This window comes from Glaciibacter kafniensis, from assembly GCF_039538945.1.
Taxonomy (GTDB): Bacteria; Actinomycetota; Actinomycetes; order Actinomycetales; family Microbacteriaceae; genus Cryobacterium; species Cryobacterium kafniensis.
In genome coordinates, this window is the sequence record NZ_BAABCN010000012.1 from 103281 (window position 1) to 117201 (window position 13921).

Here is a 13921-nt window from a genome sequence, read left to right on the forward strand (position 1 = left end):
ACGCCCGAAGGCTCGTGAGAGCGCCAGCAGACCGCAGGCTGTGGACAGATACGCACGCGTTCGCGCGGCATCCGCCATCATCGGGTCATGTCACGATCTGGGGAGCTCCCGCTCGAGCTGACGGATGGCGCGTTTCACGTCGCCGAGGCGCGTCACCTGGGTCTCCCACCCGGGCGTGTGCGACGCGGTGACCTCGCGCGACCGTTTTATGGTGTGCGCCAGGCCGGCTCCGCACCCGAGTCCACGCGGGACCGGTGCCACGCGTACCTCGCACGGATGCCGAATGGCCGTGTCTTCAGCCACGCGACCGCCGCGATTCTGCACGGCATGCCGCTTCCCGGCTGGCTGGAGCGCGATCGCCGACTGCACGTGACAGTGCCAGCCGGACTTCGACCGCCGCAGTGCACGGGGATCGTCGGTCACGAACTTCGGCGCGAGCTGAGGGATGTCGAGTTCACCGATCTGCTCCCCGTGACCGCTCCCCTGCAGACCTGGCTCGATCTCGGACCTGTTCTGAAACGCAACGACCTCGTCGCGGTCGCCGATTTTCTGTGCGCCGGCAAGCATCCGCGATACCAGCCGTCGGAGTTGGTGGCGGCGGCCGAACGCGTGCCCGGTCGCCGCGGAGTGCGGGCCCTCCGCGAGGCCGCCAGTCTCGCCCGCGCACGGGTCGACTCCCCCAAAGAGACAGAAACCCGACTCCTGATTCTCGACGCCGGACTGCCCGAGCCGGTTGTCGGCTTTGAAGTTCTCGGTGTCAATCTCCCCTTCAATCCGCACGTCGACCTGTCGTGGCCCGCCTTCAAAGTCTGTGCCGAATACGAGGGCGAGGAGCATCGAACCGACCGCCGACGATTTCGTTCGGACATCACCCGTCGAGAGCGGCTCGAGGATGTGAAGTGGCGGGTCATCCGCGTCACCGACGACGACCTGCAGAACGGCGGTCTGGAACTGATCCAACGCATCCACAACGCGCTCGTCGAGCGTGGTTGGGATCCGACATCCTGACTCGTCGAACTGTGGCAGATGACCATTTTTCGCCCGCAAAGTAGTCATCTGCCACAGTTCGGCGAAGGAGAATAGAGGAATGACTACCGTGCCCCAACTGCTCATGAACGACGGACTTTCCATCCCCCAGCTCGGGTTGGGCGTCTACAAGGTAGCGGATGACCTCGCCAGCGACACCGTTCAGGTCGCGCTCGAAGCCGGCTATCGTCATGTCGACACCGCAGCGCTCTACGAGAATGAGCGTGGCGTCGGCGCCGGAATCGCCCGCTCCGGTGTGCCACGCGACGAGCTCTTCGTGGCGACCAAGGTCTGGAACGACCGGCACGGCTACGACGAGACACTCCGCGCATTCGACGAGAGCCTCGACAAGCTCGGCCTCGACTACGTCGACCTGTATCTCATCCACTGGCCGGCGCCGCGCCAAGACCGCTACGTCGACACCTACCGCGCCCTCGAGAGCCTCAAGGCCGACGGCCGGGCGCGCTCAATCGGCGTCTCCAACTTTCACACGCACCACCTCGATCGGCTGCTCGCCGAGACAAGCGTGACTCCGGCGATCAATCAGATCGAGCTGCACCCCGAACTCGCGCAAACCGAGCTGCGGCGGTACGACGCGGCCCACGGCATCCTGACCGAAGCCTGGTCACCGCTGGCCCGGGGTCGCCTTCTCGACAACGCGTCACTGGCGACGATCGGTGCCCGCTACGGCAAGACTCCCGCCCAGGTCGTGCTGCGCTGGCACATCGAGCTCGGCAACGTCGTCATTCCGAAGTCGGTGACGCCCGCGCGCATCCGGGAGAACCTCGACGTGTTCGATTTCGCTCTGGATGCCGCCGATCACGCGGCCATCGCGCTGCTTGACGTGGGCGAACGCACCGGAAAAGACCCCGACACGATCGACTAGGTGAGAGGCGTGACCGCGTGCGCCACGCCCGTGAAGATGACCGCCCCGGTCGCCGAACTGTGGCGAATCACCACTTTTCGCGCACAAAACCCGTCATTTGACACAGTTCGCGATGGATGCGGCGGCGAGGAACAAAAGACTCGCGGCTACCAGCGCGGGTGGATCTGCCCCCGGAGCAAGCGGTCATAGATGTCACGCACTCCGGCGGTGAACGCGTCGCCGAGCGGAGCGAGGTTTCCGGCCGCCGCATTCGCCTCGGCCTGTGCCACGCTGCGCGCACCAGGGATCACCGAGCTCACGCCGTCGAGCTGCGCAACCCAGGCCAGCGCAGCCTGGGCAGGGGTGACCTCGCCGGAAACCGCCGCGGCAAGCGCCGCGAACTCCGCCGCTGCTTGCAGCCCAACCTCATAGTCAACGCCGGAGAAGGTTTCCCCGACGTCGAAGTGGCTGCCGTCGCGGTTGAAGTTGCGGTGGTCGTTCGCGGCGAACGCGGTCTCCCTGGTGTACTTTCCGGTCAGCAGACCGCTCGCCAGCGGAACCCGAGCGATGATGCCGACGCCGGCGGCACGCGCAGCCGGAAGCACTTCGTCGAGCGGCTTGAGCCGGAACGCGTTGAGGATGATCTGCACCGTCGCCAGATTCGGCCGCGCAATCGCCGACAGCGCCTGGTCGCAGGTTTCGACGCTGACCCCGTAGTGAGCAATCGCTCCCTCTGACACGAGGGTGTCGAGAGCGTCGTAGACCTCACCAGAGTCGATCACGGCACTCGGCGGGCAGTGCAACTGCACGAGATCCAGCGTCTGCACGCCGAGGTTGGCGCGCGACCGGTCGGTCCAGGCGCGAAAGTTGTCGAGCACGTAGTTCTCGGCCAGCTGGTCTACGCGGCGACCCATCTTCGTCGCGACGGTGATCTCGGCATCCGTGTCGGCCAGAAAACGGCCGATGATCTGCTCACTGCGGCCGTCGCCGTAGACGTCGGCCGTGTCGAAGAAGGTGACGCCGGCGTCGACGGATGCCGCGAGCACGGCCCGCGCGTCGGCTTCGGTGACGTCGCCCCAGTCCGCGCCGAGCTGCCACGTGCCGAGGCCGATCACTGAAACGGTTCGACCGGTACGTCCGAGAGTGCGTGTCTGCATTGCCCCACCCTATCGACTCAACTCAGCTGGCCGATTCTGCCACGGCGGCCTGCTCGACCGGCACCGCCTCTCCGTCGATCGCCCGGGCGACGACCCGCGCCAGACGCTTGCGGATGATGTGGTCATTCGCCTCGACGCGATGCATGGTGACATGGCGCATCCGTTCAATGACGGTCATGCTGCCCGGCGCGATGAACGCGTCGAGCGAACCGTAGACGACGTCGACCGGCACCCGCAGCGCGGCGATGTCGCTGACCAGCGTTTGCGATTCGATGGAGTTCTCGAGCGATTTCACGAACGGCGTCCAGTTCGCTTCGGTGACTTCGAAAATTCCCTTGGGCAGCAGCCTCGAAATGATCGAGGCGTTGAGCAGGGTGAATTCTTTGTTGGCGCGCAGAAAGTTGTAGGCCTTGAGATAGGCGTCGACCCGGGCGCGCACCCGAAGATCGCCGATTTCGGACGGGGCAACGTAGACCGGAGGCCCGACGAGCACCACATGCGACGGCCGGGCCGGGCGCATCCACCGCAGCCAAGAGATTCCCCGAGCCTGTTCGATCGCGGCGAGTCGCGACACGATCAGACTGCCGAGCGAGTGTCCGACCAGGGTGAAGGGCTCGCGGAGCTTCAGCGAGCGGATCGTGGCATCGATCGCGGCCACGTGCTCTTCGAGCGTGTATTCGCTGTCGACAGGTGCCGGAGATTGGCCGAAGCCGAGGATGTCGATGGCGATCACCCGGTGCCGCGGCTGCAGCAGAGGAATGAGTTGTCGAAAGGTGACCGACGACGATGCAATCCCATGCACCAGAATCACGACAGGGCCATCACCCTCGTCGTGCGCGATGTGAAGCAGTGGCGGCTGGCGTCGGCGACGACGACGTTCAGTCTTCGTCGTCGGCCGCGCCAGCTCACTCATAGTTCAATTATCGCCGTGTAAATCTTCTTTCAGGTCGTTCTTGGCGTGAGTCGCATCGCGTTCAGCCTCAGCCTTTTTCACGCCTGCCTCCGCCATTTTCACTTCGGCGTCGGCTTTGAGCTCGTCAACCTCCGTCGCCCCCGCGACACCGAGACCTGATTGTGATCGGACTCCCAGACGCCACGCAGACATCGGCCTCAGACTGCCCCCTAGTGTGGGGCCATGAGACGAACCGCGCTTGTCGCCGCTGCCCTGCTGACGGCGATTGCCTTCGCCGGATGCACCAGCACCGGCGGGAGCGGGAGCGGGAGCGTCGGCAGTAGCGAGGTCTCGGTGCAGCCCGGCACCGCCGGAATGGCCGATGGCGCGGCTCCGGCCACAGTTCCGAATTTTGCCGGTGACACCTCGGTGAGCGGACGTGACGTCATCACCACCGGGTCCGTATCGATCACGGTCGAGGATCCGATCCGCGCGGCCCACGACGCGGTGACAATCACCGAACAGGCCGACGGCCGCATCGACACACGCACCGAGAACCCGGGCACCGACAACCAGCCGGCGAGCGCAAACCTGACCCTGCGCATCCCGACGAGTGCACTCGATCACACGCTCGCCGAGTTGAAGAAGCTCGGAACCGTGAACTACGTGTCGCTCAGCAGCGCGGATGTCACGCAGCAGACCGTCGATCTGGATGCCCGCATCACCTCACTTCACACCTCGGTCGACCGGCTGCTCGATCTGATGTCGAAGGCGACCACCACCACTGACCTCATCGCGATCGAAGGCGCACTTGCCCAGCGGCAAAGCGAGCTGGAGGGTCTCACCTCCCAGCGCACATTTCTCTCCGACCAGATCGAGTATTCGACGATCACCCTCGATCTGACCGCTGAAGGGGTCGTCGCTCCGGGCGCCCCCGGCGATTTCTGGGGCGCGATCGCAGCCGGCTGGGCCTCGCTCATGGCCGCCGGGGCGGGGCTTCTGCTCGCGCTCGGCTATGCGCTGCCGTGGCTGATCGTGCTCGGCGTGCTGGCCGTCGTCGTGCTGCTGATTGTGCGCGGTGTGCGACGCCGCCGGCGAGGCACTCCGAGTGCGAAGGATTCGACGCCGGCATCGCCTACTCCGCCGGACGCACCGCACGACAGCCCGATCGTCTAGCTCTGCCGTCGAGCACTGCCGTCGAGCACTGCAGCCACAGTTCCGGTTCACTTCCAACCAATTCCTCCCCACAGGCACGCAACACCGCCGCTGAAAACTAGGCTGGCATGTGTGAACACAACCGCGCCCTCCCCCGGCACTCCCCTGCTGAGCGACGAACTACTCCTCGGCATTCGCGGGCGCGCGGCCGGTTACGACGACGCGAACGAGTTCTTCACCGACGACCTGGCCGACCTGGCCGAGGCCGGCTACCTGCGGGCCCTCGTGCCCGTCGAGTTCGGCGGCCTGGGCGCCAGCCTGGAGCAGGTCACACAGGCCCAGATCGCGCTCGCCGCCCATGCCCCGGCCACCGCGCTGGCCGTGAACATGCATCTCGTCTGGACCGGCGTCGCTCTGGCCCTGCGCAACCGCGGCGACGAGGTGCTCACCTTTCTGCTCGAGGAGGCCGGCCGCGGCGAGATCTTCGGATTCGGCGTCAGCGAGCCCGGCAACGATCTGGTTCTCTTCGGTTCGAAAACGGATGCCCAGCCACAGGCAGACGGCGGCTACCGGTTCACCGGCACCAAGATTTTCACCTCGCTCTCCCCCGCCTGGACCCGCCTCGGCACGATGGGCCTCGACAGCTCGAGCCCCGACGCCCCGAAGATCGTTTGGGCGTTCATCGATCGCGGCGAGCCAGGGGTCAGCCAGAAAGACGATTGGAACACCCTGGGCATGCGAGCCAGCCAGAGCCAGTCGACAGTGCTCGACGGCGCCTACGCCCGTCCCGAACGGGTTTTTCGCTCGCTCGACCCTGGCCCCAACGCCGACCCCCTCATTTTCAGCATCTTTGCCACGTTCGAGATTCTGCTGGCCTCGGTGTACACCGGGATCGGGCAGCGCGCCCTCGAGCTGGCTGTCTCGGCGGCCGGGCGTCGCACCTCGATGAAGAATGACGGGCGTGCCCTGTCGCAGGATCCCGACATCCGGTGGCGGATTGCCGACGCGGCGATGGCGATGGATGGCATCTACCCGCAGATTCGCGATGTGGCCCGAGCCGTCGATGTGCAGGAAAACCGTGGCTCGCAGTGGTTTGCGCAGCTGGCCGGGCTGAAGCATCGCGCCACCGAGAACGCCAAGCATGTCGTCGACCAGGCGCTGCGGGTGTCGGGCGGTTCGTCGTACTTCGCCGGCAACGAGCTCGGCCGGTTGTATCGCGATGTGCTGGCCGGCATCTTTCACCCGTCCGACGCCGAGTCGGCGCATTCCACTGTGGCGACAGCCTGGCTCGGTCCACTCGATGAGTGAGCACACCGGCGCCATCCAGATCGACGTGCTGCACGCCCGGGCGGTTCTCGACCTCACCATGCGGCTGGCCGAGGTCATCTTCGCCTCCGGCGCCGGCGCCGAAGATGCCGTTGCCGCCATGCAAGCTGTGACCAGGGCATATGGTCTCAAAGGCATCGACGCCGACATCACTCACACCCTGATCACCCTCACCTTTGAGAACCCGGCCACCCACGACACCATTTCTCGTAGCCGCAACGTCAAGTTTCGAAACCTCGACTTCACGAGGCTGTCCGAGACGTCTCAGCTCATCGCCGAGCTGATCGAGACGCCGATGGATGTCGCTGTGGCGCGCAAGCGTCTCGCGACGATTGTCAGTTCGAAGCCGCTGGTGCCCGTGCTCGTGCGGCGTCTCGGCTGGAGCCTCGTCGGCGCCGGTGCGGCACTGCTGATCGGCGGCGGCGTGACGGTGGTGGTCGCGGCGTTCATCGCCACCTTCTTCGTGGACCTGATCACCAGCGCACTGGCCCACCGCAAGGTTCCGGTGTTCTATCAAACCGTCGTCGGCGGCGCGATCGGCCCCGTCGTGGCCGCGATCGTGCATCTGATCGACCCGGCGGCCAATCCGTCGCTCGTCGTCGTGGCCACCATCATCATGCTGTTGGCCGGGGTGACGGTGTTTGGCGCGGTGCATGACATCCTCTCCGGGTTTTACATCACGGGAACCGCCCGGTTGGTCGAAGCGGTGTTGATCACCGGAGGTCTGGTGACCGGCGTCGCCGGCGCGTCGGCCATGCTCGCCCGGCTCGGGCTTCACCTGCGGATCGATCTCGACCTCGCTCCGTCGCTGAGCGATCTGCCGATTCTGCTGCTCGGTGCCATCGTCATCGCGGTCGGGTTTTCTCTCGCCGTTCAGATGCCATGGCGGGCGCTCTGGGTGGTCTGCGTGCTCGGCGCTCTCGCCGAATTCTTCTATCAGGCCGGCATCACTGCGACCCTCGGTCAGGTCTGGGCGTCGGCGGGCAGCGCCTTTCTGATCGGATTGATCGCCACAGTTGCGGCCCCGCTGGTGCGCACCCCGCCGTTCGTGGTCGTCGTCTCTGCGCTCGTACCGCTCGTGCCCGGCCTGCTCCTGTTCAGCAGCCTGATGCAGGTGGCCGACGGCAACGTCGACGGGCTCATGGGAATGCTCGCGGCGGCGGCGGTTGCGGCGGCTCTGGCGGCAGGGGCCATCCTCGCGCAGTACCTGGTTCAGTATGTCTGGGGCCCGGCGCGCAACCTGCAGCGGCGGTTCGTCGGACCGATCATGGCGCTGCCGTTGCGTTTGACGCGCGCGGCGCGCACGACGGTCAAGCGCACCTGATCCGGCAGCTCGATCCCACCTGATCCGGCAGCTCGATCAGCTGACAGGGGTCAGCGAGGCAAAGGCCGTCGTCAGACCCTCGGCCATCGTCGGGTGCGCGATGATCGCGTCCTGCAGCAGCGTGTACGGCGCATCGGCCAGCATCGCCGTCTGAATCACTGCGATCACCTCGCCGGAGTCGACGCCAACGAGCGATGCGCCCAGGATGCGCTCGGTTGCGCGGTCGACGATGATCTTCCAGAGTCCCTCGGTCTGACGGAGCGTGCGCGAGCGCGGAATCGCGATCACCTTCTGCATCGCGACGCTGATCGTGTGACCGGCCGCGAGCGCGGCGGATTCGGTCAGGCCGATCCGGGCGATTTCCGGTTCGACGAAGACCACCGAGGGAATCAATCGGTCGGTGGTCGTGCGCGAGCCGCCGGCCAGATTCGCTTTCACGATGCGGTAGTCGTCGTACGACGCATGGGTGAACTCGACGTGGCCCGTCACGTCGCCGACCGCCCAGGTGTTCGGTGCGGTGGTGGCCAGCGTGTCGTCGACGACGACGAAGCCCCGCGCGTCGAGCGCAACGCCGGCGGTGTCGAGGCCGAGGGCGCCGGTGATCGGACGCCGTCCGGTAGCGACGACGATCGCGTCAACCAGCAGCGTGCTGCCATCGCTGAGTGCGAGTTCGATCCCGTCAACGGTGCGGGCAACGGATGTCGCGCTCGCGCCGAGTCGCACGACAATCCCATCGAGAATGAAAGAGTCGAGCAGCGCTGCCGAAACTTCAGGTTCTTCACTCGAGAGCAGCCGGTCGCCGCGCACGAGCTGCACCACCTGGCCGCCGAACGCCTGCAGCATCTGGGCGAGCTCCGATCCGACATAGCCACCGCCGATCACGGCGACCCGGGCGGGGATCGATTCCAGACGCAGTACGTCTTCGCTCGTCATCGGTCCGACCCCGGCGAGGCCGGGAATGTCAGGAAGTTTCGGCCGGGTGCCGGTGTTGATGACCACCTGGTCGCCGCGAAGCAGACGCCGGCCGCCGGCATCCGTCACCACCTCAACCAGTCGGGGCCCGACGAAGCGAGCCTGACCGAGAATGAAGTCCATGCCGCTGGCGGCGAAGAGTTCGCGATGCAAGGCGACCATATCGCCGACGACTCCTTCTTTATGCGCGCGCAGCAGGTCGAGGTCGACGCGGGCGTCACCGACGTGCACGCCGAGGGAATCGGCACGGCGCAGCACCCCGAGCAGCCGGGCGCTGGATACCAACGATTTCGTCGGAATGCAGGCGACGTTGATGCAACCGCCGCCGATCATCTCCCGCTCGACCATGGCGACCCGGCGGCCGGCCTTGGCGAGGTCCATCGCGAGGGTCTTGCCGGCCTTGCCGCCGCCGACCACAACGAGCTCGAAATGTTCCTCGGCCGGCTGACCTGCTGCGTTCACCGCTGCCTAGTTCTGCACGTTCGGCGGCCCGCTGTCTTCCTCGTCGACGAAGCGGTACGGAATGGGTTCCGCAGTCTCGGCGCCCTTGCGGTAGGTGCGGGTGATGGTTTCGCCGTCTTCCTCGACCGAGACGACAATGGTGTCTTGATGCTTCCCGTCGACAAATTTCAGTTCGACGGGTTCGCCGGCACCGATCGGGTTCGGTCCGAGCAGTACCGCTCTGTACGTGGTGCGTTCGTTCATGATGTCGGCCTTTCGCGAAGTGCAGCCGACTGGCGGGCTGCTCGTCATTTCTGGGCACAGCTTACGTCGGCCTGGCTCGCAGCGACAGGGTGAGTACGCGGGTCTGTGCGCGGGCCAGCGCTCGATACAGTGCGCAGCTTTGTGTGGTGAGGCGCATGCACGTCGGCGCGTGCAAGATGCTCTTTTGTGCGAACCCGCGTATGGTCGAGTGAACGCTGCCGAAGAGGCTCGGATGAAGGAGTACAGATGGCTGACAAATCCCCCAAGAAAGAAGCCGGCAAGAAGAGCGCAGATCGCTCCCTGAAGGAAAAGCGCGCCGACAAGAAGGCGAAGTCAGACGAGACTTCGTCAAAGGCACGCAAGGCTTAGCCGATCTGAACCATGTTTCACCGGATGCTGCCACGCTCGTCGTGGCAGCATCCGTGATTTATTTGCGGATTTCTTATCCGCTGACGTTTTATTCGCTGCTGCCCACTGTCATTCGCTGTGGCACGCACTCCGACGGGACCGCAATTCATGACCCTTCCGCTCATCGACACGCTCGTGACCTACCCCGCCGGCGACGTCGCCGGCGCAGCGACAGTGCTGCATGTTGAGACGCTGGGCGACGACCGTCAGGCGGTGCTGCTCGACACGACCTGTGTGCATCCGGTGGATGCCGGCTGGCCAGACCAAGGGGCAGACCGGGCTTCGCTGCGGGTCGGTGATGCTGAGTACTCGATTCTTGATTGTGTCGTCGGTGCCACCGACGGGTCCGCGTTGTTCGTCGGACGTGACATCCCGGTCAGCAAGGGCACCGACGGCTGGGCCTTCGTCGTGGTGCATTTTGTCGCCGGCGACGCAGCGATCAGCGCAGGCGACACCGTGGAGCTGGTCGTCGACGCCGACTACCGCAGACGCCTCTCCGTCGGGCACACCGCCTGCCACGTGGCGTCGCTCGCGCTCAATCGCGCTGTCGCCGACCGGTGGAAGAAGGAGGTGCGGGTTGACGGACTCGGCTCCCCCGACTTCGACGGCACCGCCATCGATGTGTCGACGATTCGTGAGAACGGCTCGATCGACACCTACCGCCTCGGCAAATCGCTGCGCAAGAAGGGCTTCGTCACCGAGGGCATCGCCGAGGCGCTGCCCGCGATCGAAGCGGCCATCGGCTCAACGCTGGCCGACTGGGCGGCCACGGATGCCGCGGTACAGGTCGAGCGTGACGGCGAGCGTCTGACCGACCGACGCTCGTGGGTGTGTGCGCTGCCGGAGCAGACCGTGAGGATTCCCTGTGGCGGAACCCACGCGGAGTCTGTGGCGGCGCTCGGTCAGGTGCGGGTGGCGCTGTCGCTCGCGGATGTCGACGGTACGCCCGTTCTGACGATGGAGACGTTCGCCTCGCCTGAGTAGTTGGTGCCGCTGACCTAAAGCGGCGCTACTGCGTCGGCTCCACCAGACGCGCCAGCAGCTCGATCAACAGGCGCTCGGTGAGCGGCGCCGGCAACGCCTCGATCAGCGCGAGCAACGGCGCCATGTGCTCGGGCAGTGCTGCGCCACCGCCTCCGATTCCGAGCTGGCTGAGCACCCCGAACGCGTGCGCTGACGTCAGGCCGCCCGCGCCGGCATCCGCGCCTCCATCCGCGGCTCCCCCGGCCGCGAACAACTCGGCCAGGCCCGGGATCGCACCCAGCAGGTGCGCCGGATCGACGGGAGCGACACCCCGTACCTCATCGGCGGCCTGCACCAGCGTCGGCAACAACTCGGGCAGCACCGATTCGGTCACCGGTGTGATCGTCAGGTGTGTCGTCGCCGGAAGGCGCACCGCGGTCGCTCCGCCCTCGTGTGTTCCGAGCCCCGACTGGTCGAGTCCGGGCTGCTGCTGCAGCAACCAGCCGAGCTGCTTCACGCGGTCAGCCCAGATGTGCGGGTCGATGCGGCGCTCGGCAGGCACCGACTCGTCGGTCGCCACGGCAAACAGTGGGCCGGCCGGCGAGCCGACCACGCGCAGCCCGTCGATTGCGTCGACCGCGCTGGTGAGCGCATCCGTCGCCCGACGACACGAGGCGCTCAGGCTCGCGAAACCGTCGTCGCCCAGCCGGTGAATGATCGCCCAGGCTGCCGCGAGCGGTCCGGCCGATTTCGAACCGAGCATCGTCGGATTGACCACGGGATAACCGGGCCAGCGCTTGGTCGCGAAGTACTGGGCACGCTGGCGGTCGCGTCCGCGTTGCAGCAGCACGGAGACTCCCTTCGGGGCATAGCCGAACTTGTGCAGATCGGCGGAGATGCTGGTCACACCGGGCACCCGGAAGTCCCAGACGGGGAGCTCGCGTGTGTCTGGCTCGGCGCGCCACCAGGGCAGCACCCAGCCGCCGATGCAGGCGTCGACGTGGCAGGCGAGGCCGGCAACGGATGCCGCGGCGGCGACCTCCGCCACTGGATCGAGGCTCGCGTGCGGATAAGCCGGAGCCGAGACAACGACCAGCGCCACATCGGCGCCGAACCGCGCGATCAGATCTCGCGCGGCGACCTGCCCGTCGGCGTCGACCGGCACGAGGTCGAGGTCGAGACCGAAGTAGTGGGCTGCCTTGTGGAACGCCGCATGCACGGTGACCGGGGCGAGCAGGCGCGGAGTCCCGTGTCCTCCCGCGGAGCGCCAGACGTCGCGGGCGGTTTTCACCGCGAGCAGGCAGCTTTCGGTGCCGCCGGTGGTGACGCTGCCGACGACATCCGTGTCGTCATCGGCCCCCAGCATCCGCCGGGCGAAGCCGATCACGTCGCGTTCCATGCTCGCCACCGACGGAAACGTCGTCGGGTCGAGGCCGTTGACCGGCTGCATGATGCGGATCGCTGCGGCCGCCAACTCATCGAGCTCGGCCAGACCCGAGTCATAGACGTAGGAGAGCACGCGGCCGCCGTGAGTGGGGGCATCCTGCTCACGCAGCTTGTGCAGTCGCACGAGAATGTCGTGGGACTCCGCGCTGAACAGAGGCGCGGCCGAGTCCTGGGGAATCGTTGCTGCGGCCAGCGAGCTGCGGTCAGTCATGCCGGCCAGGCCTGTCGAGTCGGTCAAGTCTGTCGAGTCGGTCAAGTCTGTCGAGTTGGGCAGATCGGTCATGGGTGAACCTCCACGGTCGGGATCGGTGCATCAATGTCGCTCTTCCGCAGTCGATAGCGGGCGAGGGTGAAGAGGCTGGCCAGCATGAGCGCGGCCGGCACCAGACTGAAGCTGAGCACGATGCCGATGACCGCACTGGTCGGCTGCGCGGCAGCCGTGTTGCCGACCGACACCACGTAGCCGGATGCCGCCAAGACCACGGTCAGCGTCGTCGCTCCGAGCGCCATTCCTGTCGTCTCTCCGGCCGTCCAGACGCCGCCGAAGAGTCCGGCGCTGCCGTCGCCGTTGCGACGCGCATCGTGCGAGATCACGTCGGGAAGCATCGCCATCGGCAGCGATTGCATTCCCGCGTATGCGGCACCGGCGACTGCGACCGGCAGGTAGACCCAGTCGCCGGGCGCCCAGATCAACGCGACCATCGACACTGCCGCGACACCGAACAGAATGCTCGCCCAGACAAACGCGCGTTCCTTGCCGAAGCGCCGCGAGATCCTCCCCCAGACGGGCGCGAGCAGCAGCGCAGGGGCGATCAGTGCGATGAACAGAAACGTGACGGCGTCCTCGGAGTGCAGCACCCAGGTCGCCACATACTGAGCACCCGCGAGCATCAGCCCTGTGGCCAGGCCCTGCAGCACGAAGGTGCCGAGCAGCGCGCGAAATGGTTGGCTGCGGCGGAGCACGCCGAGGCTCGCCCGGTAGTTGTGACCGACGGATGCCGCGGGCTGCGGTCGCAGATCGGGTCGGCCCTGTGGCGCGACGGTGACCGAGATGAGCATCCCGATGCCGATCACGAGACCGGCGACCACGGCCATGATCAGGTAGCCGAGCCGGGGGTCGGAGCTCGCGCTGCGCAGCAGCGGTCCGCCGGCGCCGAAGAGCAGGATGGCCAGGGCGAGCACGACCACGCGCCAGGTGAGCAGGCGGGTGCGGTCGTCATAGCTGTGGGTGAGTTCGGCGGGAAGGGCGATGTATGGCACCTGAAACAGGCTGAACGCAGTCGCGCAGAGCAGAAATGCGAGGGTGACCCAGATCGCAGAGGAGACGGTGTCGAGTGCGGCCGGAACCGCGAACGTGAGGATGAAGAAGACCGGGAGCAGCAGGGCGCCAAGTCGCATGAAGCGACGGCGTGACCCCGTCGCTTTCAGGCTGTGATCGCTGCGGGCGCCGATCACGGGGTCGATCACGACGTCCCAGATCTTGGCCAGCGTGACGACGAGGCCGGCCGCGAGCGCGGCGATGCCGAGGGTGTCGGTCAGGTAGTAGACGAGTACGAGTCCGGGCAGGGTGGCGAACCCGCCAGTGCCGAGGGAACCGATCGCGTAGGCCGCGATCGTGCGCCTGGGGAGTGTCTGCATCGTTGCAACCATGATGCAGATCTTAGGGGTTGCGGGCAGCCCGG

General features: G+C 66.5%; 14 protein-coding genes. 7 read left to right on the top strand and 7 right to left on the bottom strand.

Annotated elements, in window-relative coordinates:
* The first annotated feature begins 87 nt into the window (after positions 1-87).
* Both ABD791_RS16575 and ABD791_RS16580 read left to right on the top strand, forming a co-directional pair.
* Complete coding sequence (locus ABD791_RS16575) at positions 88-1008, top strand: hypothetical protein (RefSeq protein WP_345068727.1); 921 nt, start codon at positions 88-90, stop codon at positions 1006-1008.
* A gap of 79 nt (positions 1009-1087) precedes the next feature.
* Entirely contained in the window at positions 1088-1912 is an 825-nt protein-coding gene (locus tag ABD791_RS16580; RefSeq protein ID WP_345068730.1) for an aldo/keto reductase, read from the top strand.
* Positions 1913-2058: 146 nt separating this feature from the next.
* Here the strand turns inward: ABD791_RS16580 and ABD791_RS16585 are convergent, their stop codons facing one another.
* The 3 genes from ABD791_RS16585 to ABD791_RS16595 are packed head-to-tail and all read right to left on the bottom strand — an operon-like array spanning position 2059 to position 4153.
* Complete coding sequence (locus ABD791_RS16585; protein WP_345068732.1) at positions 2059-3048, bottom strand: aldo/keto reductase; 990 nt, start codon at positions 3046-3048, stop codon at positions 2059-2061.
* A 22-nt stretch (positions 3049-3070) separates the two neighbouring features.
* Positions 3071-3961 carry an alpha/beta fold hydrolase gene (locus ABD791_RS16590; protein ID WP_345068734.1) on the bottom strand — a complete coding sequence of 297 codons (891 nt, stop codon included), beginning with the start codon at positions 3959-3961 and terminating at the stop codon, positions 3071-3073.
* A 3-nt stretch (positions 3962-3964) separates the two neighbouring features.
* A complete protein-coding gene (locus tag ABD791_RS16595; RefSeq protein ID WP_345068736.1) occupies positions 3965-4153 on the bottom strand; it encodes a hypothetical protein in 189 nt (62 codons plus the stop codon).
* Positions 4154-4183: 30 nt separating this feature from the next.
* Between ABD791_RS16595 and ABD791_RS16600 the strand changes: the two genes are divergently transcribed.
* From ABD791_RS16600 to ABD791_RS16610, 3 genes are all read left to right on the top strand, one after another.
* The gene (locus ABD791_RS16600) at positions 4184-5116 is read left to right on the top strand and encodes a DUF4349 domain-containing protein (RefSeq protein WP_345068738.1); all 933 of its coding nucleotides are present in this window, start codon (positions 4184-4186) and stop codon (positions 5114-5116) included.
* A gap of 111 nt (positions 5117-5227) precedes the next feature.
* Positions 5228-6403: an acyl-CoA dehydrogenase family protein gene (locus ABD791_RS16605; protein ID WP_345068740.1), complete on the top strand. Its 1176-nt coding sequence runs from the start codon at positions 5228-5230 to the stop codon at positions 6401-6403.
* The gene (locus ABD791_RS16610; RefSeq protein ID WP_345068742.1) at positions 6396-7745 is read left to right on the top strand and encodes a threonine/serine exporter family protein; all 1350 of its coding nucleotides are present in this window, start codon (positions 6396-6398) and stop codon (positions 7743-7745) included. Before ABD791_RS16605 ends, ABD791_RS16610 begins: the two co-directional genes overlap by 8 nt.
* A gap of 36 nt (positions 7746-7781) precedes the next feature.
* On the opposite strand, the gene ABD791_RS16615 is transcribed toward ABD791_RS16610, so the two are convergent.
* Together ABD791_RS16615 and ABD791_RS16620 are read right to left on the bottom strand one after the other, a co-directional pair.
* Positions 7782-9179: a dihydrolipoyl dehydrogenase family protein gene (locus ABD791_RS16615; protein WP_345068743.1), complete on the bottom strand. Its 1398-nt coding sequence runs from the start codon at positions 9177-9179 to the stop codon at positions 7782-7784.
* A gap of 6 nt (positions 9180-9185) precedes the next feature.
* On the bottom strand, positions 9186-9422 hold the full coding sequence (locus ABD791_RS16620; protein ID WP_345068745.1) for a hypothetical protein: 237 nt from the start codon (positions 9420-9422) through the stop codon (positions 9186-9188).
* 246 nt (positions 9423-9668) lie between these two features.
* On the opposite strand from ABD791_RS16620, the gene ABD791_RS16625 reads away from it, so the two are divergent.
* Both ABD791_RS16625 and ABD791_RS16630 read left to right on the top strand, forming a co-directional pair.
* Entirely contained in the window at positions 9669-9791 is a 123-nt protein-coding gene (locus ABD791_RS16625) for a hypothetical protein (protein ID WP_345068747.1), read from the top strand.
* Positions 9792-9938: 147 nt separating this feature from the next.
* Positions 9939-10814, top strand: a complete 876-nt coding sequence (locus ABD791_RS16630; RefSeq protein ID WP_345068748.1) for an alanyl-tRNA editing protein — start codon at positions 9939-9941, stop codon at positions 10812-10814.
* 25 nt (positions 10815-10839) lie between these two features.
* Here ABD791_RS16630 and ABD791_RS16635 read toward each other — a convergent pair whose 3' ends face one another.
* Together ABD791_RS16635 and ABD791_RS16640 are read right to left on the bottom strand one after the other, a co-directional pair.
* Entirely contained in the window at positions 10840-12522 is a 1683-nt protein-coding gene (locus tag ABD791_RS16635) for a pyridoxal phosphate-dependent decarboxylase family protein (RefSeq protein ID WP_345068750.1), read from the bottom strand.
* A complete protein-coding gene (locus tag ABD791_RS16640; protein WP_345068752.1) occupies positions 12519-13889 on the bottom strand; it encodes an MFS transporter in 1371 nt (456 codons plus the stop codon). The genes ABD791_RS16635 and ABD791_RS16640 overlap by 4 nt, the downstream gene beginning before the upstream one ends.
* Positions 13890-13921: the final 32 nt, after the last annotated feature.